Origin of the sequence: Clostridium zeae (assembly GCF_017312485.1) — a bacterium.
Taxonomy (GTDB): Bacteria; Bacillota; Clostridia; order Clostridiales; family Clostridiaceae; genus Clostridium_AR; species Clostridium_AR zeae.
In genome coordinates this window covers 766,048-789,668 of the sequence record NZ_BMBA01000001.1, presented here as the reverse complement: position 1 = coordinate 789,668, position 23,621 = coordinate 766,048, and the positions used below count along the sequence as shown (strand labels likewise).

The 23,621-nt window shown below is 31.2% G+C and carries 26 protein-coding genes and 1 pseudogene; 20 read left to right on the top strand and 7 right to left on the bottom strand.

What is annotated here, in order from left to right; translation table 11 throughout:
• The first annotated feature begins 229 nt into the window (after window positions 1-229).
• Window positions 230-1,708 carry a DUF4153 domain-containing protein gene (locus tag J3477_RS03680; RefSeq protein WP_206868211.1) on the top strand — a complete coding sequence of 493 codons (1,479 nt, stop codon included), beginning with the start codon at window positions 230-232 and terminating at the stop codon, window positions 1,706-1,708.
• 21 nt (window positions 1,709-1,729) lie between these two features.
• Here J3477_RS03680 and J3477_RS03675 read toward each other — a convergent pair whose 3' ends face one another.
• Together J3477_RS03675 and J3477_RS03670 are read right to left on the bottom strand one after the other, a co-directional pair.
• On the bottom strand, window positions 1,730-2,314 hold the full coding sequence (locus J3477_RS03675) for a hypothetical protein (protein ID WP_206868210.1): 585 nt from the start codon (window positions 2,312-2,314) through the stop codon (window positions 1,730-1,732).
• A gap of 76 nt (window positions 2,315-2,390) precedes the next feature.
• Entirely contained in the window at window positions 2,391-3,257 is an 867-nt protein-coding gene (locus tag J3477_RS03670) for a LysR family transcriptional regulator (protein WP_206868209.1), read from the bottom strand.
• A gap of 116 nt (window positions 3,258-3,373) precedes the next feature.
• Between J3477_RS03670 and J3477_RS03665 the strand changes: the two genes are divergently transcribed.
• From J3477_RS03665 to J3477_RS03640, 6 genes are all read left to right on the top strand, one after another.
• The gene (locus tag J3477_RS03665; RefSeq protein ID WP_206868208.1) at window positions 3,374-3,925 is read left to right on the top strand and encodes a cysteine hydrolase family protein; all 552 of its coding nucleotides are present in this window, start codon (window positions 3,374-3,376) and stop codon (window positions 3,923-3,925) included.
• Between the two features lie 159 nt (window positions 3,926-4,084).
• Window positions 4,085-4,405, top strand: a complete 321-nt coding sequence (locus J3477_RS03660) for a hypothetical protein (protein WP_206868207.1) — start codon at window positions 4,085-4,087, stop codon at window positions 4,403-4,405.
• A 176-nt stretch (window positions 4,406-4,581) separates the two neighbouring features.
• On the top strand, window positions 4,582-5,361 hold the full coding sequence (murI, locus tag J3477_RS03655; protein ID WP_206868206.1) for a glutamate racemase: 780 nt from the start codon (window positions 4,582-4,584) through the stop codon (window positions 5,359-5,361).
• 284 nt (window positions 5,362-5,645) lie between these two features.
• Window positions 5,646-6,389 (top strand): MurR/RpiR family transcriptional regulator, encoded by a 744-nt coding sequence (locus J3477_RS03650; RefSeq protein WP_206868205.1) that lies wholly within the window; start codon window positions 5,646-5,648, stop codon window positions 6,387-6,389.
• 87 nt (window positions 6,390-6,476) lie between these two features.
• Complete coding sequence (locus J3477_RS03645) at window positions 6,477-7,928, top strand: 6-phospho-beta-glucosidase (protein WP_206868204.1); 1,452 nt, start codon at window positions 6,477-6,479, stop codon at window positions 7,926-7,928.
• Window positions 7,921-8,508 carry a DUF6198 family protein gene (locus J3477_RS03640; protein WP_206868203.1) on the top strand — a complete coding sequence of 196 codons (588 nt, stop codon included), beginning with the start codon at window positions 7,921-7,923 and terminating at the stop codon, window positions 8,506-8,508. Before J3477_RS03645 ends, J3477_RS03640 begins: the two co-directional genes overlap by 8 nt.
• A 362-nt stretch (window positions 8,509-8,870) precedes the next feature.
• On the opposite strand, the gene J3477_RS03635 is transcribed toward J3477_RS03640, so the two are convergent.
• On the bottom strand, window positions 8,871-9,194 hold the full coding sequence (locus J3477_RS03635; protein WP_206868202.1) for a pyridoxamine 5'-phosphate oxidase family protein: 324 nt from the start codon (window positions 9,192-9,194) through the stop codon (window positions 8,871-8,873).
• Between the two features lie 127 nt (window positions 9,195-9,321).
• Between J3477_RS03635 and J3477_RS03630 the strand changes: the two genes are divergently transcribed.
• From J3477_RS03630 to J3477_RS03615, 4 genes and pseudogenes are all read left to right on the top strand, one after another.
• A complete protein-coding gene (locus J3477_RS03630) occupies window positions 9,322-10,245 on the top strand; it encodes a helix-turn-helix transcriptional regulator (protein ID WP_206868201.1) in 924 nt (307 codons plus the stop codon).
• A 172-nt stretch (window positions 10,246-10,417) separates the two neighbouring features.
• Window positions 10,418-11,158 carry a DNA/RNA nuclease SfsA gene (locus J3477_RS03625; RefSeq protein WP_228731198.1) on the top strand — a complete coding sequence of 247 codons (741 nt, stop codon included), beginning with the start codon at window positions 10,418-10,420 and terminating at the stop codon, window positions 11,156-11,158.
• A gap of 378 nt (window positions 11,159-11,536) precedes the next feature.
• Window positions 11,537-11,785, top strand: a pseudogene (locus J3477_RS03620) (hypothetical protein).
• A gap of 17 nt (window positions 11,786-11,802) precedes the next feature.
• Complete coding sequence (locus J3477_RS03615) at window positions 11,803-12,462, top strand: M15 family metallopeptidase (protein WP_206868200.1); 660 nt, start codon at window positions 11,803-11,805, stop codon at window positions 12,460-12,462.
• A gap of 168 nt (window positions 12,463-12,630) precedes the next feature.
• Here J3477_RS03615 and pdxT read toward each other — a convergent pair whose 3' ends face one another.
• Both pdxT and pdxS read right to left on the bottom strand, forming a co-directional pair.
• Window positions 12,631-13,227, bottom strand: a complete 597-nt coding sequence (pdxT, locus tag J3477_RS03610; RefSeq protein ID WP_206868199.1) for a pyridoxal 5'-phosphate synthase glutaminase subunit PdxT — start codon at window positions 13,225-13,227, stop codon at window positions 12,631-12,633.
• A gap of 2 nt (window positions 13,228-13,229) precedes the next feature.
• Entirely contained in the window at window positions 13,230-14,099 is an 870-nt protein-coding gene (gene pdxS, locus J3477_RS03605) for a pyridoxal 5'-phosphate synthase lyase subunit PdxS (protein WP_206868198.1), read from the bottom strand.
• Between the two features lie 190 nt (window positions 14,100-14,289).
• On the opposite strand from pdxS, the gene J3477_RS03600 reads away from it, so the two are divergent.
• The 7 genes from J3477_RS03600 to J3477_RS03570 all read left to right on the top strand — a co-directional run bounded on the left by J3477_RS03600 (window position 14,290) and on the right by J3477_RS03570 (window position 20,739).
• Window positions 14,290-14,844: a biotin transporter BioY gene (locus J3477_RS03600; RefSeq protein WP_228731197.1), complete on the top strand. Its 555-nt coding sequence runs from the start codon at window positions 14,290-14,292 to the stop codon at window positions 14,842-14,844.
• A 19-nt stretch (window positions 14,845-14,863) separates the two neighbouring features.
• Window positions 14,864-15,847 (top strand): biotin synthase BioB, encoded by a 984-nt coding sequence (gene bioB / locus J3477_RS03595; protein WP_206868197.1) that lies wholly within the window; start codon window positions 14,864-14,866, stop codon window positions 15,845-15,847.
• A complete protein-coding gene (gene bioD / locus J3477_RS03590; RefSeq protein WP_206868196.1) occupies window positions 15,840-16,565 on the top strand; it encodes a dethiobiotin synthase in 726 nt (241 codons plus the stop codon). The genes bioB and bioD overlap by 8 nt, the downstream gene beginning before the upstream one ends.
• A gap of 18 nt (window positions 16,566-16,583) precedes the next feature.
• A complete protein-coding gene (gene bioA / locus J3477_RS03585) occupies window positions 16,584-17,945 on the top strand; it encodes an adenosylmethionine--8-amino-7-oxononanoate transaminase (RefSeq protein WP_206869648.1) in 1,362 nt (453 codons plus the stop codon).
• 206 nt (window positions 17,946-18,151) lie between these two features.
• Entirely contained in the window at window positions 18,152-18,562 is a 411-nt protein-coding gene (locus tag J3477_RS03580) for a peptide deformylase (RefSeq protein WP_206868195.1), read from the top strand.
• 145 nt (window positions 18,563-18,707) lie between these two features.
• Window positions 18,708-19,718, top strand: a complete 1,011-nt coding sequence (locus tag J3477_RS03575; protein ID WP_206868194.1) for a sensor domain-containing diguanylate cyclase — start codon at window positions 18,708-18,710, stop codon at window positions 19,716-19,718.
• Window positions 19,719-20,226: 508 nt separating this feature from the next.
• Window positions 20,227-20,739 (top strand): GNAT family N-acetyltransferase, encoded by a 513-nt coding sequence (locus tag J3477_RS03570; RefSeq protein ID WP_206868193.1) that lies wholly within the window; start codon window positions 20,227-20,229, stop codon window positions 20,737-20,739.
• Window positions 20,740-20,834: 95 nt separating this feature from the next.
• On the opposite strand, the gene J3477_RS03565 is transcribed toward J3477_RS03570, so the two are convergent.
• Entirely contained in the window at window positions 20,835-21,299 is a 465-nt protein-coding gene (locus tag J3477_RS03565) for a DUF8821 family protein (RefSeq protein WP_206868192.1), read from the bottom strand.
• A gap of 21 nt (window positions 21,300-21,320) precedes the next feature.
• Entirely contained in the window at window positions 21,321-21,800 is a 480-nt protein-coding gene (locus J3477_RS03560) for a GyrI-like domain-containing protein (RefSeq protein ID WP_206868191.1), read from the bottom strand.
• 109 nt (window positions 21,801-21,909) lie between these two features.
• Here J3477_RS03560 and J3477_RS03555 point away from each other — a divergent pair, with 109 nt between their 5' ends.
• Together J3477_RS03555 and J3477_RS03550 are read left to right on the top strand one after the other, a co-directional pair.
• On the top strand, window positions 21,910-22,872 hold the full coding sequence (locus J3477_RS03555; RefSeq protein ID WP_206868190.1) for a helix-turn-helix transcriptional regulator: 963 nt from the start codon (window positions 21,910-21,912) through the stop codon (window positions 22,870-22,872).
• Window positions 22,873-23,128: 256 nt separating this feature from the next.
• Entirely contained in the window at window positions 23,129-23,584 is a 456-nt protein-coding gene (locus J3477_RS03550; protein WP_206868189.1) for an AraC family transcriptional regulator, read from the top strand.
• Window positions 23,585-23,621 lie beyond the last annotated feature (37 nt).

The window sequence follows — 23,621 nt, the reverse complement described above, 5'->3', positions numbered from 1 at the left end:
ATTTTTTATTGAAAAACGATAAATAATTATTGAAATTATTGAAAGTTTATAGTATTATGAAATCAGAAAGTTGGAAAATGGTTGAGAAGGTTTGTGGAACCAATTCCAATTTATACATATTAAAAACCGGAAAGGCAATAAGGTTTTCTATTATGAATACTATATGAACCGAGGTTAAATGTCAGCCGGCAGATATTTTAAAGTTTAGAGGAAATAAGGGAGTGACGGAATGGAAGATAATAAAAGTTTAGAAACTAAAACTAAGGATGGACTATATTGTATACTATTTTCATTGCTGTTGGGGGTGACCTTTGACAGATTATTTATTGACAAGTATCATGGAATATCTTTTTTCATATTTATAGCACTGTGTATTGGATTTTTCTTATGGTCCATAAGAGCTAGAAGTGTAGAAAAAAGTTTTGGCTGGTTTTTACTTATACCAATAGCCTTATTATCATTTAGTTTTTCAGTTTACACTAATCAAGTGTTTAATTTGTTCAATTTTTTAGGGGTTCCAATTCTTATGATTGCAAGCTCAATTTTAATAGTAAATCCCAAGCTTAAATGGGATAAAGCAAGTTTTATAGGTGAAATGTTAAGAAGAGCAGTAGGAGATATGTTTAATAATATTGGAAAGCCTTTTTCAATTTTAAAATCATCAATTAAGATAGGAAGAACTGTTAAAATGGAGGAAGGAAAAAAACAGATATTAATTGGTATACTTGTTTCCTTGCCATTGCTTTTGATATTAATAGTACTTTTAAGTTCTGCAGACATGGTTTTTGGTTACTACTTTGATAACCTAACAGAAATTTTTAATAATATAAATACCGGAGAACTTATACCTCATACCATTATAACTTTAGTTGTATTCTTTTATCTATTTGCTTACGTATGGAGTTTTAAAAGTGAGAAAAAGGTGGCTGAGAGAAGCTTGAAGTCTACAGTTTCAAGCTGGGGGAGTGTCACAATAATAACAGTATTGATTGCTTTGAATATACTATATCTGATTTTCACAGTGATTCAATTTTCTTATCTATATGGAGGAGCCAATGTAGCACTTCCTGCTGGTTTTAGTTATGCGGATTATGCTAGAAAAGGTTTTTTTGAGCTAGCAGCTGTTACCTGTATTAATTTTATAATAGTATTAAGCTGTGTAAAATATATAAATAAGGACAATACAAAACTTTTAAAGCTAGCAAACCTTCTTTTAACGATACTTGTAGCCTTCACTTTAAATATGCTTTTTTCTGCTAATTTTAAGCTTACTTTGTATGAGACTGCCTTTGGATATACTTTTTTAAGGGTATCAGTGCACTTATTTATGCTACTACTTTTCATACTTTGCCTAGTTGTAGCTACTGGCATTTGGTATAGAAAAATTCCTATAATGAAGAGCATAATTGTTATAACAATAAGTATGTATACTATAATAAACTATCTTAATATAGACGGTTTTATAGCTAAAAAAAATATAGAGCGTTATAATGAAACTGGAAAGGTGGATGCTTATTATTTAACTTACTTATCTTATGAAGCAGTTCCTTACTTGATAGAACTTAGAGACAAAGGCGACAATAATATAAAAACGATTATTAATGCAAATTTAAAATATAGAAAAGAAACACTTGATAGAGAAAAATCATGGAGTGAATTTAATTTTAGTAAGAATAGCGCTAGAAAAATATTAAACCAGGGGAATTAAAACCCTGGTTTTTCTGCTATATTATACGCAAGTTTGGCAAAGAACAATAATCTTATATGGAGTAGTCTGTGCTGGTATACTCTTAGTAGTTGGTCCGTATATGACCACTAGATTTCTATTTTCAAGTGGTCTTTCAAAAGGTTGATCGTTAGTTAGAAATACCTTAGTAGAAGGAGCGATATTTAGCTTCAACATTCCATCGCTACTTACTAAATCATTGTTAAAGTAATCTACAGTAACATTTTGCTGTGAGGAGTTTTTTGCCATGACTATTGCAGGATATTGAGGGGGATATATAAGGATTGCAGGTTTAGTGGCATCATAAAATCCTGTAACCTCATCTCCAACCTTAACTACTTCATGGTCAACAAAATAAGTTCCAGGAGAAATTACAAAATTTAGAGGCCCATGTTCTTTGCTTTCCAGAGACATTAAGTAATAGCAGCTTGACGGGTCATTTGGGGCTGGATAAAAATCTTCAATCCTTTTAACAATGCCACTAAAGGATGCAAATTTCGGAGTTTCCTGTCTCCAAGTTTCATGGAACAATGGATAAGCTGGTGGATTAATATGATAAGGGAAATATGAATATTGATTATTATACATAATTACTCCTTAAAATTGCTATAGTATAGAATTTACCATTAATAGTATATATGTAATTATTAAAAGTGTTACAGATTTAATTTGCTGACATATTAATGATTTTTTTTATAAAGGAAGTACTACATATCTCATTTTCTGTATAGATAACTTGACTATAAAAATCTTTATGGCTACTTTTAAACTCTAATTGAATAAGTGAATCAGAAGGCTTTATTAAAAAGCTTGGCAAAAAGCCGATTCCCCATTTATCAAGAATAGCTTGTTTTACTGCTTCAATGCTTCCAAGCTCCATTGCTATTTTGGGTTCATAGTTGTTTTTTGAAAATTCATCTAGAAGAAGGTTTCTGTAGTTACAGCCATATTCACTCAAAATAAAATTCTCGTCTTTAATATCATCAAAGCACAGTGAAGGCTTACTTGTTAAAGGATGATCCTCATTTGCAACAATCACAAGCTTTTCTTTTCTTATCTGTTGAGACTTAAAACCCTTGAATTCATGGAGGGTATCTATTATAAACATCATATCTAAAGCATTCTCTTTTAGCATAGTGTATAAAAGCGTTTGAGTACCATTAAAAAGTTGAATATTTATATCAGGGTATATACTTCTAATTTTTTGTATAATTAGAGGCAAATAAATATTAGATAATGAATTAATGGTACCAATTCTTATCGCTTTAAGCTTTGTCTTCATGATTTCTTTTTTGGATTTATCATATAGTTCCATGAGCTCATTTGCATACTTTTTAAGTGTTTCTCCTGAGGCAGTTGGTATCATCAAATTCCCTTTTCTTTCAAGTAGTTTTATTCCGCCATAAGCATTTTCAAGTTTTTGAATATGACTAGTTATGGTTGATTGAGAATAATCAAGGCGAATTGCAGCATTTGAATAATTTCCCACTTCGAGTACCGTTAAAAAAGTTTTTATCCACTGTAAGTCCATATAATCCTCCATAGAACTATCTAAAAAACCGATAGTTAGTATCTTAAATTATATATAACTAAATTCACCGTTTCAAGGTAGAATCTAATTGAAGAATGTAAGAGGAGGTATGAACGTTGAAAACTGCATTATTGATTATTGATGTACAAAATGATTACTTTAAAGGTGGTAAATGTGAGCTAGTAAATCCTATGAAAGCACTAGCAAATGTGGAGTATGCTCTGAACTATTTTAGAGAAAATTCTCAAACAATTATTCATGTTCAACATATAAATGACAATGGTACTATAACATATTTTTATCCAAATACTGATGGAGCAGAAATAAATGAGAGAGTGAAACCTATAAAAGGTGAATATCTCGTAAATAAAAATGATCCAAACTGCTTCTTTAAAACAAATTTGAGAGATATAATAAAAGATGAAAATATCACAACTCTAGTTATTTGTGGGATGATGACACATATGTGTATTGATACAACTGTAAGAGCTTGCCGATATGAAGGTATAGAGGTTATTCTTCTTAGTGATGCATGTGCAACAAAAAACTTGAAGATAAATGAAAAAACTATTTCTGCACAAACAGTTCATGATAGTTTTATTGCTGCATTGAATAACCGTTTTGCAAAGATTATTGAAACCGTATCTATTAATCAGATAAGTTTTTAGCAAATCATTAATTAGTAATGACATGTAGGAAAGATATAGATAAAACAGTTTAAAATAGAATCTATAAATCAAATAAAATACCATCAATAGTTGAATTGTCTTTTGGTATATTTTAAATTCATGGAACTGGAATATCTATTATTAAAAGGAGAGATTAAAATGGTCGATGAAAAGATTATAGAGGCCTTTCACATGATGTGGGACAACTTCCCTGGATCAGTTAGATTAATCCATAAGAATAGAACAGTACTAGCAGTAAATGAAATTGCTCGACAAAACGGATTTGAAGTTGGAGTTATGTGCATTAAGATTGGTTCGCCAGAAATTCATAGGGGCTGTAAGGCTAATGTCGCACTTTCTACAAAAAAAGCTCAAATTGGAAAGCTTGGAGAAGATAGAATTAGATACTGGATTCCTGTAACGGGTTATGATGATATTTATATTCATTTTTCCATAGATACTAAAACGGTGCAACTTTAATTTAAGGCACCGTTAAAGCACATGCTGAAATTAGGCGGTGGTTCATTGGGAAAATCATTTAATTCTAATGGCTTGCGCATATAGCATCCCTTTTATAATCACTTAATTTCAATAATACTCTTAAACATAGACTAATTTTAAAAATATAAATTTTATATATTGGAGGAAGAAGTGAAATGAAAATTGGTTTCTTTGATTCTGGTATAGGAGGTATTACTGTACTTCATGATACATTAAAGGTGTTACCTAATGAAGATTATATATATTATGCAGACACATTAAATGTTCCCTATGGACCAAAACCGAAAGAAGAAGTTAAAAAGTATATTTTTAATGCTGTTGAATTTATTATTGAGCAGGGAGTTAAGGCAATAGTTATTGCTTGCAATACTGCAACAAGTGTAGCAATCGCAGATTTAAGAGCTAAATACAGTGTTCCAATAATTGGCATGGAACCAGCTGTAAAACCTGCGGTTGAAAAGAATAAAAATGCAAATAAACGAGTTTTGGTAACTGCTACAGCCTTAACATTAAAAGAAGAAAAATTGCAAAATCTTATTACCAAATTAGATGACGAACATATTGTTGATCTATTACCTCTTCCAGGATTAGTTCAATATTCAGAAAAATTTGAGTTTGAAGAGGAAGTTGTATTACCGTATCTTAAAGAGCAATTGCTTAACTATGATCTAAATAACTATGAAACAATTGTCTTAGGATGCACTCATTTTTCTTATTATAAGGATATGTTTAGAAAATTGCTTCCATCACAGATTAATATTATTGATGGTAATGCTGGTACTGCTAGAAATCTAAAGAGGATTTTAGGAGAGATGAATTCCTTAGGTGAAGGAAGTGGTAAAATAACTTTCTACAATTCAGGTATTGAGTCTAAGGATAAAAATGAAATAGAGAAATATAGCAGATTGTTTGAAAGATTGGATGATATTGAATAATGGAATATGGTTTCTTTATTTAGCATTATAATAGGTGAATTGTACCATAAGTAAATGAGGTTTTTAGCCTTAGGCATTGATATTACTTGTTTAGGGCTATTTTTGTATGTGGAAATACTGTAACATAAGTAATAATATATAAAAGTTTAGCGATTGGTTTTATCAAATATGTTATAATCAAAAGAATTTAGATAAACGATAATTAAACTTTTAGTATAATGTAAATATTAATTTAGCTCTGTAGTTAAAGATATTTAGCGTTGATATTATGGGAGGTATTACTTTTGATAATTGATAAATTAAATGATGTATTAAACTCTAATGATCATCAAAGTACAACATATATTATAAGTTTGTACGTAAAAAAACATATTTATGAAATATATCAAATGACAATAGAAGAAGTTGCATCACAAAGTTTTGTATCAAAAGGTCAAATGTCAAAGTATGTTAAGTCTTTAGGTTTTAATTCTTACGGAGAATTTAAAACAGCATGCTTAGATTACTGTGAGTCACTTACAAGAAGAAAAGTTTTATTTTCTAAAGAACTGAGTTTAATTGAGAATAGCCATATCTTTACAAATAATATAAACAAAACGGTTGAATTTGTATCTCAAAATATTGATTATTCTATTCTTGAGCATATTATTAATGACATTAGTAGAAGTCAAAGACTATATATTTATGCACAGGGGGACGCCCGTTCTTTATGTAATCTGATTCAAATAGAATTTAGCACCTTTTATAAAGAGGTACTTATATGTGATGTTGATTTTTTAAAAGAATATAATTTTAAAGAAGACGACTTACTCATCATATTAAGTGTGAATGGACAGTCATTTTATTATGATAAAAGAATTATGAGAAGAATAGGAAATGCTAATGTTGATAGGTGGTTGATTACTTGTCACCAAAATATTGATTTTTCGAAGAAGTTATTAACTGTTCCATCAAATAATCAAATGTATAACGAATATGCCTTACGTCACATTCTTGATATTATTATTGCGAGGTTACGGTTAGAATAAGCAAAAAAGTTTCCATAATGGAAACTTTTTTGCTTATTACATAGGACGCAATTTATAATTATTAAAAAAACGTAGGAGGAATAGAAGATGGGATTTCCAAAAAACTTTTTATGGGGTGGTGCAACTGCTGCCAATCAGTGTGAAGGTGGTTATAATGAAGGTGGCAGAGGTCTAGCAAATGTTGATTTAATGCCACTTGGAAAAGATCGTTATAAAGTTGGTACAGGAGAAATGAGAATGTTTGATTTTGATGAAAAACATTTTTATCCGGCGCAGAAATCAATAGACATGTATCATAATTATAAGGAAGATATAGCTTTATTTGCACAAATGGGTTTTAAAACATATAGACTGTCAATTGCTTGGACAAGGATTTTTCCTAATGGAGATGAAGAAAAACCTAATGAAGAAGGTTTAGCCTTTTATGAAGATATGTTTAAAGAGTGTAAAAAATATGGTATTGAGCCATTAGTCACAATTAATCATTTTGATTGTCCGATGTATTTAATTAAAAAATACAGCGGATGGAGAAATAGAAAAATGATAGATTTCTATGTAAAATTCGCAAAAACATTATTTGAAAAATACAAGGGATTAGTAAAATACTGGTTAACATTTAATGAGATCAATATGATATTACATTTTCCATTTGTTGCTGCTGGATTATATTTTGAAAAGGTAGAAAATAAAAAACAAGCTATGATTACGGCTGCACATCATGAACTTATTGCAAGTGCACTAGTCACAAAAATAGCTCATGAAATTGATCCTGATAACCAAATCGGATGTATGATGGCGGCTGGTTCATATTATCCGGAAACATGTAAACCAGAAGACTACTGGAAAGCAATTTGTGATAATAGAGAAAGTTATATGTTTATAGATGTTCAATCATGGGGATATTATCCTAACTATGCACTAAAATGGGTAGAGAAGCAAGGTGCTATTATTCCTTTTAAAAATGGAGATAAAGAAATACTATTAAATAATACTGTTGATTTTATTAGCTTTTCTTATTATTCCTCAAGAGTAAGTAGTGCAAATCCAGAAAAAGGAACGCAAACAGAAAGCAATATTTTTGCATCTGTTGTAAATCCTTATTTAAAATCAAGCGATTGGGGATGGCAAATTGATCCATTAGGTTTAAGAATAACAATGAATGAATTATATGACCGTTATAAAAAACCTCTATTTATCGTAGAAAATGGATTAGGTGCCGAAGATAAAATTGAAAGTGATGGTACAATCATTGATAATTATCGTATTGATTATCTTAAAGAACATATTCAGGATATGAAGGATGCTATTGATGAAGATGGAGTAAATGTCATTGGTTATACATCATGGGGATGTATTGATTTGGTTTCAAATGGCACAGGAGAAATGAAAAAAAGATATGGATTTATTTATGTAGATAGAGATAATGAAGGAAATGGAACATTGAAGAGAATTCCTAAAAAATCATTTTATTGGTATAAAAGAGTGATTGCTTCAAATGGTGAGGACTTATCTTTAGAGGGGCTAGGTATGTATGAATAGAATTCTTTCATTTAAGAAAATATTAATAGTTATTTTTGGTTCGTCTATTATGGGGATTGGGATAGCGTTAGCCTTATCTACTTCATTGGGCGCTGATCCATTAGCGTGGGTTTGGGTAGGAATATCTACTACGTTTCCTATAAGTTTATTACAATCCAATTTATTAATCGCGGTATTAATGCTTATACCTCCTTTAATATTTGATCGTTCGCAATTAGGTATTGGAACGATTATACAACCAATAGTAGTGGGTATCGCAAATGAACAATGTCTTAAAATTTTACCTAATAATGAACATAATATTGTTATTCTTTTATTAGGTCTTGTAATTTTAGGGATAGGTGTAGGGATTTATACTAGTGCTGATTTTGGAAAGAATAGTTACGATTCTTGTATATTTTTAATTAATAAAAAAACAAAGATTTCTGTTGGATTATTAAGAAGTGCAGGAGATATGATTTTGTGTGTTTTAGGCTTATTTCTGAACAAGCAATTACTAGTAGGACCAATAATTGCTATTATAATTATCGGACCGGTCATGAATTATACTTTGAAAAGAATAAATATGAACGTAACTTAAAAAGTTAAATAACAATTTATGATATTTCTATATTCTAGCTTGGATATTATACCATAATTATATAAAATAGATATGGAGTATTAAATGGAAAAACCTCACTTACAGTAGTTACGGAGAACTGTACCATAAATGGCGTAAACTTTTTGTGTGAAATTATTGTAGAACTTGAGGTTCAGTATAGTGCAAATGTAATGATTAATATTTATAATGTATAAAAATAAGGACTTACAATAAAGTAAGTCCTTTATTCATGTATAATTCTGCTTAAATTTATCAATTTGAATTACAAAGAAAATTAGTTAAACTGTTATTTTTCCAGTATTATTGAAACCGACAATTACAAAAGCTTCATTAAAATGTATTTAGTAAATATCCATCATTGTACCTGCATTGTCAACAGTAGCTTGAAAACCAGGGGATTTTTTGATGAAGGCATCTTTTACATCATTCACTGATAAGTCACTTTTCTTGATTGTTGCATTGGAAACTCTTACGGCATCAAAGCCAACAGGAACAGTAGTAAAAGCCACTTTATTATTGTTTGTGATTTCAGTTACCTTAGGGGATTGTGAATATGTTGGCACATACACAACTTTTTTTTCAGGATCGTAAGCAAAAAGCATAATTCTTACGTTTGGAGTATTGTCGGAAGAAGTTGCAAGCGCAAGATCTATTCCTTCTGCCATAATTCTTTGTTAAAGTTCATATATTATCTCTCTTTTGTTTTGGTATATAGAAATAATATCACGATGTTTTGACATATGTATGTCAACAATTTATAATTAATATAAAAATTTGAGGAGTGATAAGAAAGTGAAGCTTGAAAGAGTTGTATCTATTATAATGTTGTTGCTTGTGCGGAAAAGAGTGTCTGCATTGGAACTTTCTAATATGTTTGAGGTTTCACTTAGAACCATATATCGTGATATAGAAACTATAGGTTATTCAGGTATTCCAATTGTCTCAACACCTGGGCCAAATGGTGGGTTTGGGATTTTGGAATCATATAAAATAGAAAAAGGTTTGTTTACTACTGAAGATATTATAGCATTATTGACTGCACTGGGTGCTTTCCAATCTGTACTGGAAAGCAAGGATATACTGAATACAATAGCAAAAATAAAAGGAATGGTTCCGGAAGAAAGCATTAATGATATGGAATTAAAGGCTAAGCAGATAACTATTGATAATACCCCCTGGATTGGTGCAAAAACATTAAAAATAGACATGGATAAAATGAAAGGTGCCATTAATGACAGACACCTATTGGAGATTAGCTACTCCAATCAGAAAGGTAAAGCAAGTAAACGTACAGTTGAGCCTTACAGATTAGTTTTTAAAGATTCGAGTTGGTATTTAGTTGGATACTGTACATTAAAACGAGAGTTCAGAGTATTTAAATTATCGCGTATTTCATACCTAAAGATAAAAGAGGATACGTTTGTTCCTAGAAATTTTGAAATTAGCAGTTTAAAACTAACCGGAAATGTTGAAAAGAAAACAATAAAAATGCTCATTGATTTATCTGCAAAGGAGTGGCTGATAGAAAATTTTGAAGTGCAGAAAATCGAAAGTGATGGAAATGGTAAGTTGATTGCTGAAATATTTTTTGTGGAAGATGATTTTGGTTATAGTCAATTGTTTCGTCTAGGAAAGTATGGAGAATGTCTGGAGCCGGAAAATGTACGCCTAGAAATGAAAAATAGATTAAATTCGCTGTTAAGTATATATGAATAGTATTTAATTTTATTTAAAATACCTGACATACATATGTCAATTGAACATTGTATAATAAACAAAAGTAAATTTTGAAGTGAGTGTACATTGTTATGAAATTTGATGGCAAACACTCTAAAATCTGCGAAAGCAAATCCAACAAAAATATTCAGCTTAGAATGGAAGTGTAAAGATGAACAATATGGATATTATATTTGAATCCCAATTAGTGGAAGGAACTATTCAGAAGAGAAAAAGCCAGTTTACAATTATTGTTGAAGTTGATGGTGTAGTGGTAACCTGTCATTGTCCCACTACAGGAAGAATAGCAAATATAGATTTAAGTGGCATACAATGCCTTTTATCAAAGAGTAAGGATTCAACCAGGAAGACCCCTTATACAGTAGAGGCAATTTCTTTAAACAGACCAGAGGACAAGGATAAATCCTGGATAGGAATAAATCAGAATGCTGTCAATCGCTATGTGGAGTATTATTTAAAAAATGACGGGTTTGCTGATATGATTGGTACAGGTAATGAAGTTCTCAGGGAGCAGGTTATTGGCATTTCAAAGCTTGATTTTCTGGTTGGCGATATCTATTTAGAAGTAAAGACACCATTGCAGCAGCTACAGGTACATATACCTGATTATGTAAAAATTAAAAAGAGTGCTCCTTTTTCTTCTACAGACCGTTTTGTAAAGCATATAACTCAGCTTGCAGATAGTTTAGAAAGTCATCAGAGAGCGATTTTGTTAACGTGCTTCATTTATGACAATCCTGGATTCCAGGTGATTGAACGTAGTACGCGTTATGAAGAAGTCACAGAGGCTGTATCATATGCAACAGATAAGGGTGTGGAAATATGGCAGGCTAATTTCAAAATCATACCGGCAGGAGTATGTCTGGATAAATATTTTAAACTAGATTTATAGTGCAGTGAGAAGGAGTATTTATTGATTAAAACAAATTTTAACTATATTAGTAAAGGCTATAGAAAGTTAATTATCTGAATTGTAAGTTATAATAATTAATAAAAAGTAAATTTTTGTAAACTGTGAGTATAGGCAGTTAGACGGAGGATAGATGGAGGAGGTTCTCCTTCTTATCTTATTTCTATAAAAAAGTTTATGATAAATCGAATATAAAGATTTTTATATAATTTATGCAGGTATAGCCAATATTTATATATGGATAAATTAATGATGCCTTACAAACCACAGAATAAGTAAAAATCAACCATAGTGGCTCTATTGCATAGAGTAAGGAATGTGTATAATAAAAAGGTGTAATATGGTTAACGAGATATAAATATGAATAATTATATTATAAAAGAAAGCGATGACGAGGAAGCAAAATTAATTATAGACAAGTTGGTTAATTATAATTTATCTATAGTTCCACAAACTCAAGAACAGCCTTTCATATGGATAAATAGAGTTATTAGAAATTTTTATTTTCAAGCAAAAGACTTATATATAAAACAATGATATGAAGTTTTTGGAATATTAGATAATTGTCCAGAAAATTATAGAAGATATTATATGAAAAAGAGTATATAGTTATAGGAGAAAAAAAGATGATACTTTTAAGTGACAAAAGGATACAAGAAGTAAATTGTATTGATAATAAGGAAAGAGTAATATCATTAAGAGATAAACATGAGAAGATTTTAATTGATGAAACAAGAAGCCAAATATCAAGTAGATCAGATTTATTTTGCTATGCAAGAGAATCAGTTATTAATAAATTAATACAAGCCACTAATTATCTTCCTAATGGATATAAATTTTTAATAAAAGAAGCATATAGACCATTATCAAGGCAAAGAAAATCGTTTGAAGAAGCATTTCAAGAATATAAAAGACAATATCCTATGAAAACTGATAGTCAAATTTATGATTTGACGTGTCAGTATGTGGCACCTGTTAAAGTTGCGGGACATCCAACTGGTGGAGCAATAGATATTACATTATTAAAAGATGGAATTGAAGTAGGAATGGGAACAGAATTCAATGATATACCTATTGAACCTGAAAATCTTACATACTTACATTCAAACTATATAAACAATGTGGCTAAAGAAAACCGAAAAATATTGATTAGTTGCATGGAAAAAGTAGGTTTTGAAAATTATCCAACTGAATGGTGGCATTGGTCTTATGGGGATTGTTATTGGGCATTTCTAAATAATTGCAATGCTTTATATGAACCAGTTGATGAGAAGTCAGTAAAATAGGAAACGTTAAAATAATTACAAAGACGAAAACTTCCTTTTTATAGCTATGAAAAACAACTATAATTTTTATAAGGAAAAGTATCTGATAAACAATACACTTATTGAGATGAAAAGGAGTAGCGGCTATTGCAGCTCATAAAAGAAGCAATAGCCGAGCAAGTCAGACAGCTAAGAAAGTTCATAAAGATCAGAAAAATTTTCTCTACACATATTTAAGAAGTACTTGTGCATTTCTAAGTTATTTGTTAATTCAGGATGAAATGATGTTGCAAGCATATTTCCTTGCCTTGCAGCTACTATGTTATTGTTTATCTTACATATTATCTGTACATTAGATTCTACCTTTGTGATATACGGTGCTCGTATAAATACTAAAGGTATTGGTTCGCTACAAATTTGTTCTATTTTTTGTTCGACTAGAAAGCTATTAATTTGCCCTCCGTAAGCATTTCTCCTAACAGTTATATCCATTGTCTGCAAATGCCTAGATTCATCATTTTCAATTTTTTTTGCAAGTAATATCATACCAGCGCAAGTACCCCACACAGGAAAACCATTCAATATTTTTTTTCTAAGCTTCTCTAAGATACCAGTTTCCTTTAAGAGCTTTCCAACGGTTGTACTTTCTCCACCTGGAAGAATAAGCCCGTCTAAACCATCCAACTCTTCAGCTTTTCGTACTTCAACTGCTTCACATCCAAGTGATTTTAAATGATTAATATGTTCTGATACTCCACCTTGAAGTGCTAGTACGGCTATTTTCACTTTTACCAACCTCTCTCTTCAAATTTAGTAGTTAATTCACTGCAATTTATACCAACCATTGGTTCTCCAAGGTCTTCTGATATTTCAGCAAGTATCTTAGGATCATTATAGTAGGTTGTAGCTAGAACTATGGCCTTTGCTCTTTTTTCTGGATCTCCTGATTTAAATATTCCTGAACCAACAAATACACCTTCTGCTCCAAGCTTCATCATAAGCGCTGCGTCTGCAGGTGTTGCAACTCCGCCAGCCGCAAAGTTAACTACTGGAAGCTTACCATTTTTCCAAACATATTCTATAAGGTGGTAAGGTGCACCAAATTCTTTCGATAAAGTCATTAATTCATCTTTTGGTGAATTTTTAACTCTTCTCATGTCATCCATAATACATCTCATATGTTTGACAGCTTGAACTACATCTCCTGTGCCAGCTTCACCTTTAGTTCTTATCATAGCTGCACCCTCACCAATTCTTCTTAAGGCCTCACCTAAATTTCTTGCACCACATACAAAAGGAACATTGAAACTTATTTTATCAATATGATATCTGTCATCAGCACATGTTAAAACTTCACTCTCATCTATAAAATCAATTCCTAGTGCCTCTAAAATTTCTGCTTCAACAAAATGTCCTATCCTAACTTTTGCCATAACTGGTATAGAAACTGCAGCTTTTATTTCTTTTATCATTTTAGGATCAGACATTCTTGCAACTCCGCCATCTTTTCTAATATCTGCTGGTACTTTCTCAAGTGCCATAACTGCACATGCCCCTGCTTTTTCAGCAATGATAGCCTGTTCAGCATTTATTACATCCATGATTACTCCACCTTTAAGCATTTGAGCTAGATTTCTATTTAATTCATATTTTGCCATATATAGTACCTCCGATTTTTGTTTTTATGTTTATTATAATGCGAATCAAATAAAGCGCAAATGTACCGGTACATTATATTAAATTTTATTTAATTCTTACTATTGTCAACCTATAAAGTAAAATTGGTTGACAATATGGAGCTTATTTATTATTATTTTCATAGAAATAAATATAAAGGGAGTAAATTTTATGAAAAATACACGGGAATTAATTTTAGTTGCTATGTTTGCAGCACTTACAGCAATTGGATCATTTATAAAAATACCAATACCATATGTACCATTTACGCTTCAATATTTATTTTGTGCTTTTGCCGGAATAATTTTAGGCTCAAGATTAGGAGCTTTATCGCAAATAGTTTATGTGTTAATAGGACTTGCTGGTGTACCTGTATTTACTGAAGGAGGAGGGTTAAGCTACATATTTAAACCTACATTTGGATATCTTATAGGATTTATCGTAGCGGCATATGTAATAGGAAAAGCAAGAGAGAATGTAAAAAAGCTGAATTTTATAAAGGCCATATGTATATTGCTTGTAGGTCTGTTTTTTATATACTTATTTGGGGTTGTTTACTTATATATTAGCTATAACTCATATTTAGGAAAAAATATTACCTTTTACTTCGCATTTTTTTATGGTTTTGTAGTTTGTATACCTGGGGATTTGGTATTAACAGTATTTGCGGCTTATATTTCAGTAAAAATATTGCCATTATTAAAGAAAAGTGGATACGTCCAATAGAAAGGTTTGAAAAAATAACATGATAGAATTTATTAAAGAGGTCGAGAAAAAAATTTTAGAGAATCAAGACATTACTTTTGAAGAGGCTGTAAAACTATCAACTATTGATGGACAGGAAGCTTTAGAACAATTATTCAATAGTGCTAATAAATTACGAGAAGTTTTTTCTGGTAAAGAGATAGACTTTTGTACAATCATGAACGCAAAGTCAGGACGTTGTTCCGAAGATTGTAAGTTTTGTGCACAATCTGCTCATTATAAAACTGAGGTTGAGGTATATGGATTAGTTTCAAAGGAAGCTGCTATAAAATTAGCAAAGGAAAACGAAAGCGAGGGAGTAAACAGGTTTTCTTTAGTTACAAGCGGTAGAGGAATTAATGGAAGTGAATTTGAGAAGGTTTTAGATATATATGAAGAACTAAACAAGGAAGTAAAAATAGATTTATGCGCTTCATTAGGAATAATGGAATATGAGCAATTTCTTAAGCTAAAAGAGAAGGGTATAACTATGTACCATCATAATTTAGAAACCAGCAGAGAATATTATGATAATATTTGTACAACCCACAGCTATGATGAAAGAATAGATACTATAAACGCAGCTAAGAACGCTGGTTTGGATATTTGTTCCGGAGGAATAATTGGTCTAGGAGAAAGCTTTGAGGATAGGATTAAACTAGCTTTTCAATTAAAGGAGTTAGAGGTTAAATCTATTCCAGTAAATATTCTGAATCCAATTAAGGGTACACCTTTAGAAAATGCAAAGAGTTTAACTCAGCAAGAAATATTAAAAACTATTGCTATTTTTAGATTAATAAATCCAGAAGCTTTTATAAGACTTGCTGGAGGAAGAAATCTTATTGATGAGTTTGGTGAAAATTGTTTTAATGCAGGAGCTAATGCTACAATCACAGGGAACTACCTTACAACATCAGGCAATAAAATAAGTGACGATAAAAAAATGATAAGTGATTTAAAGCTAGAGGTTAGGAAGAATGACTAAAGGTATATTTATAGTTGGAACAGATACTGATGTAGGTAAAACAATTATTACTGCTGGACTTATGCATCTTTTAAAAAGTAATGGTTACAATGCTACATATTTTAAAGCCGCATTAAGTGGTGCGGTGGAAATAGATAATAAACTTATTCCAGGTGATACGGAGCTTGTAAGTAAAGTAAGCAAATTAAAAGAGGATTATGAAAACATAACACCTTATATCTATAGAGAGGCTGTGAGTCCCCATCTTGCTGCGAAATTAGAAAATAATCCTATGAATTTAGATGTTATTAAAGAAAAATATGTTTATTTGAAAAACAAATATGATTATATAGTTGCTGAAGGAAGTGGAGGAATAGTATGCCCTTTAATAGATGATGAAAGAGGTTTATATGTTCTTGAGAATCTTATTAAAGATTTAAATATGAGTGTTCTTATAGTTGCAAAGGCTGGAGTTGGAACAATAAACCATTCGGTACTGACAGTAAAATATATAGAAAACTTAGGAATTAAGATTAAAGGTATCATAATAAACAATTATAAAGAAGAATTGCTTTATGATGATAATATCAGTATGATAGAAAAACTCACTAAAATTCCTGTTATAGGTAAACTTAAAACTATTGAAAATTTAGAGAATAATACAATTGAAGCTATTAGAACAAATTCTGAAGAGGCTTTTAGTGTTCATAAGATATTAGAATGTATGGAAGAGCTATAATAAGGATGGAATATGAATATGAATGATTATGTACAAAAAGACTTAAAATATATATGGCATCCCTGTAGTCAAATGAAGGACTATGAGGAGCTTAATCCAATTATTATAGAAAAAGGAGAAGGGGTTTGGTTATACGATATCGAAGGTAATAAATATTTAGACTGCATATCATCTTGGTGGACAAATACACTAGGACATAGTAATAAGAGAATAAATGAAGCTATAAAAAAACAAATAGATAGTATTGAACATGTTATATTTGCTAATTTCTCAAACAAGCCTGCTATAGAGTTAGCTGAAAAGCTTGTAAATATAACACCTGAAAAACTTACAAAAGTATTTTTTTCTGATAATGGCTCATCTGCCGTAGAAATAGCTTTGAAGATGAGCTTTCATTACAATATGCAGAAAGGAAAAACTAAAAAGAAGAGATTTGTTGCATTAAGTGATGCATATCATGGAGAAACTTTAGGTGCTTTGTCTGTTTGTGATATTGATGCATTTAATATGATATATAAGCATCTACTCTTAGATACATTAAGAGTAGATGGACCTGATTGTTATAGATGTAGATATAATTGTACTAGAGATAGCTGTAATGCTGAGTGCTTTGACAAAATGAAAAAGTGTATAATTGAAAACCATGAAGAGATAAGTGCTGTAATAGTTGAGCCTATGGTTCAAGGTGCTGCTGGTATGAAGATTTATTCACCTAATTATCTAAAGAAGCTCCGAGAACTTTGCAATATATATGAAATACACCTTATTGCAGATGAAATAGCAATGGGGTTTGGCAGGACTGGGGAGATGTTTGCTTGTAATCATGCTAAAATAAGTCCAGATTTTATGTGTCTTTCAAAAGGAATTTCTGCTGGATATATGCCGATGTCTGTAGTTATGACAACAGAGAAAATATACGATTGCTTTTATGGAGATTATAATGAGCGAAAATCATTTCTTCACAGTCACACTTATTCAGGCAATGCAATGGGGTGTGCCATTGCTTTAGAAAATATTAAGATATTTGAAGAAGATAATATTATTGAGAGTAATCGTACAAAAGCCCAATTAATAAGAGAACTCACACTAGAAAAATCAAAATATTCGAAGCATGTAGGTGAAGTGAGAAGTATAGGTATGATAACTGCTATTGAAATAGTAAAAGATAGACATACGAAAGAACTATATTCATGGGATATGAGAGTTGGATATGAAATTTATAAAATTGCTATCAGCAAAGGGTTACTATTAAGACCAATTGGAAATGTACTCTATTTTATACCGCCATATATTATAAATGAAGAAGAAATAAAATTTATGGTAAATACATGTTTTCAAAGTATAGAACAATATTTTATGAGGAATATAAATAGAACATGATTGAAAAATAAAAAGTAAGCCAATGATATTAAAACTATCATTGGCTTATGTTATAATTTTTTTGAGTTAAGGATGTGTATTAAGTAAAGAACTTATAGCTAATTATTATTAACATGTGATACGTAGAAAATAGTACAAAATGAAAGGAAGTGAGTTTTAGTGAGGAGTTGGTACTTAATAATACACTCGCTCACTAAAGACAAATTATGATAAAACCAATTGTAAAAGATATATTGTTTTTAGGACAAAAATCAGAAGAGGCAACTAAAAATGATATTGCAGTAATTGATGATTTAATAGATACATTGAGAGCAAACTTAGAGAATTGTGTTGGATTGGCTGGTAATATGATTGGAGTAAAAAAGCGTATATTGGTATTTGCTGCAGGCAACCTTATTGTGCCAATGATAAATCCAGTTATATTAAAGAAAGAAAAGCTTTATGAAACAGAAGAGAGTTGTTTATCTTTAATTGGATTTAGAAAAACAAAGAGATATGAAATCATAGAAGTGGAGTATCTTGATAGAAATTTTAAGAAGCAAAAACAAGTATTTACTGGATTTGTAGCACAAATAATTCAACATGAAATGGATCATTTTGAAGGTATAATAATCTAATTGAATAATTCTTTTAAATAGTGCTAGAATGGTGTCGAATATTGATGTAACAAGAAATCTAATGTATAATTTTTATTATATAAGCTAATTAATTTTGAGAAAATGGATTATAATCAACAGCAATAGAAAAGGTGGTTGGATAGTTTTGAACCAAAATAGTGTAAGCAATGAAAAGCTACTAGAAATCATTAAAGTACAGACTGAAGTAGCTCAGCAGGGAATGGATCTTGGTAACATAATGGATTTAGTAACACATCGAACTAAGCTTATTACTAATGCAGACGGTGCTTCTGTTGAATTAATTGAGAAAAAGGAACTGGTTTACAGTGCTGCATCTGGAATGGCTAAAAGGTTTTTAGGGTTACGATTGGGTATTGAGAATAGCCTTTCAGGGGAATGTATGGAGAAGAGAATACCTTTGATTAGCAATGATATTGAAATTGACGACAGAGTGAATAAAGCTGCATGTAGGCAAATCGGTCTTAATTCCATGATTGTAATGCCACTAATATGCATGAATGATGTGGTTGGCGTACTGAAGGTTCTTTCTGCTAAAGCTAATCATTTCAATGATGATGACATCAAAGTACTAGAGCTTATGTCTGGACTCATTGCAGCAGAGATGTTTAATGCAATGAAAAATGGGGAAAGTGAGTTGTTTTATAAAGCAACACATGATAATCTGACAGGGATATCTAACCGCTCTTTATTCTATGATAAATTGAGACAAAAATTGTCACAGGCTTCAAGAAAACAAGAGGAGTTCGGAATCATTACACTAGACATGGACGGGCTTAAGGAGATCAACGATAATTACGGGCACAGAGCAGGAGACGCAGCAATCAAAGAAGTTGCTTTGCGAATTAGCAGCGCTTTGCGTGAAAGAGACACGGTTTCCAGACTTGGTGGAGATGAGTTTGGAATCATTGTTGAAAACGTAATGGATCGAGATGAACTTAAGTCATTTATTCAGAGAATAGACTTTGAGATTACAAAACCTTTCGAATTTGAAGGTCATAAAATAAATCTTAGAGCTAGCATCGGATATGCACTTTTTAAAGAAGATGGCATTGAACTAGAAGTTTTGATTGAAAGGGCAGATAAATCTATGTATGAAGTAAAAAGAGAGCGAAAAGGGCATGGGAATGTACGCTGATATAATTTTAAAAGCAATATAACAAAATGTGCATTGATAATTATGTCAGTATGTTTTCTTATAAAATGTTCCATATCACGCAGCACATATGATTGGTGAAAGCTTATAACATGAACTAACTACCTTAATATATTCGATAATAAATAAAAGGATGCCACTGTTGGCATTCTTTTTTTGATTGATAACTTTCCATCGATCTAATGAAGGTGTGCTTTAAAACTGATAACGGAGTGTAAGTTACTTTCAATATAGTTAATAGAATTTTGAATTAAGTTGTAATAATCCACAGTATAATATACCACTTAAATGTAATATAATTATATGATATATTTTAAATGTTTTTTGATGCCTTTTTGCTTTATTTTGGCAAAGTTGATAGGGGAGTTTCTCGTCAATAATACTTGGCTAAGCCTATTTTCACATTTATAAATAATACTTTATAATCAATGAAATGTACAAATCAGAATTTGTATGACAGATTTTAATAAAATTTATAGGAGGTAGTAGCATGATATTAGAAACTGAAAGATTAGTTTTAAGAGAAATGACTCAAGCGGATTTTTTGGCTCTTTGCAAAATTTTACAGGATGATGATGTAATGTATGCTTATGAAGGTGCATTCAGCTCTGATGAAGTTCAAGGATGGCTTGATAGACAAATTGAACGATATAAAGAATTTGGCTTTGGACTTTGGGCAGTTGTTCTGAAAGAAACGGGTAAAATGATAGGGCAATGCGGGGTGTCGATGCAAGACTACAACGGTAGCAAGGTAATGGAAGTGGGATATCTTTTTCAAAAAGAACACTGGCATCATGGATATGCAAGTGAAGCCGCAATTGCCTGTAAAGAATACGCCTTTGATAAGTTAAATGCCAAAGAAGTATATTCTATTATTCGAGATACAAATATACCATCACAAAACGTAGCAATACGAAACGGAATGACTTGTATAGGTAAGTTTATCAAGCATTATCGTGGCGTTGATATGCCTCATTTTCTATTTTCTGCTAAGAAGATATAATGAATATAAAACGGTGTGCAACAAATTAAAGGCTCTAGCAAGTTTTGCCAGAGCCTTTACGATCTTTACTTAAAATCGTATTTTATTAGCCTACTTTAATATTCTCTTTTAATTACAAAGAATGAACCACGAATTGTTCCTGCTAGTTTTGATTTCTGCCTAGCAAACTTAAACTTTCCTTCTAATTCCTTTGGTACGTCCATTCCTTCAGAAAGCTTTAAACCAACAGCTCTTTTTTTAGGATCATCAACTGTATACATAACGTTTATACTAAGACCATCCTCATAAAAGACATATGTAAATTTGATATTTTCTACCTGAAAACAGGAGGTTTCTAAAGGTTTGGCTGCAAACTCAATATCACGTTCTTCTTTCAAAATTCTGTTTGCATAATCGAGAGTATCCTGACTTTCGCTAGCGGGTATAACTGTAAATTCATGTTTGTACTTGTTCATAAAATAGCGAGCTTCATTAGCACGTAAGCCTGCAAGCGCATCTGCTACAGGGGAAGTCTCTAAACCAGTTGTAGATACATTTTTAAAATCAACTATGTATGACATTTCCATGCCTCCTCTATATATTTATTTCTTAACCACAGGAATCCACATCTCTCCAAGAATTAAGCCGTTTTCCTGTCCAATTTCAACTGTTGCATTAGGTCCACCAACATATGCAAAATTATTTACTACCGGTAGGACCTCACCAAAGGCAATGCCAGCAAGCTTATTATTCAATTCATCTGCGGTTTTTCCTTCACCTTTAACAACAAGATAGTGTCCTTTAGGGAATTGTATAACTCTAGCTTCTTCTGGTGCTGCTGCATCTGACATTACACCAGCATAGTGCATCATCTTGTTATTCACCGCTTCGTTCACGGCAAAAATATAGTCATTTGTAGCTATTGCTTTTAAAGCATCAAGTCTTCCATCTTCACTAATTGACTGCCAAAAGTCTGATTTTTCCTTATTTAAACCAACAAAGTCTGTGTAATTGCTCTTAAGTTCAGTTCCAATACCTAAAACAATGAAGCTATCTTTTTCTTCTAGAGTATAATCTACCATTTTTAAAACCTTCCTTTTTTAAAATTAATCAAATTACTTAAATTATTTACTTGATAGGTATATAATATTCTTAAATCATGTCAAAAAATGATACTGTTTAGGAGACCGTATGAAAAAAGTTGAACGAATTAATATACTGATGAGATATATAAACAATCGCGCCAACTTCACAATCTCAGAAATCATGGAAGAGTTCAATATCTCTCGTTCCACAGCCATCAGAGATATCAGAGAAATTGAGACCATGGGGGTACCTCTAGTTGCGGAAGTTGGAAGGGATGGTGGGTATTTTGTTATGCACAATTCTGTTTTGCCTGCTGTTCGCTTTACTGATAATGAAGTCAAAGCACTTTTTATTGCTTTTATGGCTACAAGGAATGAACAACTCCCATATCTAAAGAGTCGTCAGTCTTTAACTGAAAAATTACTTGGACTTATATCAGAGAACCAGCAAGATGATCTCGTTCTTTTAAATCAAATATTGCTTTTTGAAGGAACAAACCCTAATAATCCTGATCTTCTTGAGCTTTCAGACCTTCCACATCCATTGTTAGAAAAACTAATACAAATCCTTCTTGTGGATAGATATTTATTGATTAATGTTAAAGAAGAGAAGACAATAAAATCTTACCAGATTTTTTTATTAAACCTTTATAATGAAAAAGGCCTTTGGCTTATTGAAGGCTTTGACTTAGAGGAAGAAAAGAATTTTATTTTTCCTGTGGACCAGCTTGAGGATGTCAAAACCTTTTCCATGAAAAAAAGATTAAGTAAGAAAAAGATTTTGGAAAAATTGAGTAAGCAAGAAGAAATGATTAACCTTATTGTTGAATTTGGGTCCAAAGCTATTGCCCAGTTCAGAAAATATCATCCTTTAAAAGTTACAATTTCATATACCAATCCTTATCAATCTACGGCTATTTTAAAGACTTTTGTTGACGTCAATAAGCCTGAGGAATTGGAGGAGATAATAAATTGGTTGCTTTTCCTAGGTGAGGATGTGAAGATTATGGAAATGCCAGAAGAAGTCTTAGGTGGTTTACAAGAAAGATTAAATTTATACTGCACATAATAAGTGAACGTTTTTCATCCTTTGAATGTTGTAAATAAAAATATAAGGTATAAAGATGAAATGCTTTAAGACTTAATTTCTAAATAAAGTAATTATTTTTGAGGTAAAACCGTAATGTTACCATATTGAGGGCCATGATCAACTCTTCAATTAAAACTAAAAATCAATAATTTTAAAAATTAAGTTGAAATACATTTTAAAGCAATATATGATGAATTCAGGCATCGATGTACTTTATAAAAAAAGAAGGTAAGTTATGGACATTAATATTGAAATAATACCATCATATAAAATTGCTTATATTAGAAGAACAGGTGTTTATGGTCCAGAGAATGCGAGTGTAATGGAAAGTTTAAAAAGCTGGGCTAAGGAAAAGCACTTATTTAATGAAAGTTCAATAATATTAGGTATAGCTCAAGATAATCCAAGGTTCACTGAACCCAAGGATTGTCGTTATGATGCATGCATAGTGGTTTCTGATGAATTTGAGCCTGAAAATGACTTAATTAACTTTGGAGAAATTATCGGTGGAAAGTATTGCGTATTTAAAATAAGTCATACAGTGGATGCTGTGGAAAAAGCATGGAATGAGATTTTTTCGGAGATATCAAAAAGAAATTATGCATTGGATGAGGGAAGACCGATTCTTGAACGATATACTACGGAAATGATAAATAGTCATTACTGCGAAATTTGTGTCCCAATAGTATAAAAAAGTCTATTGGATTAAAAGCTGTAGCCTCTGATTA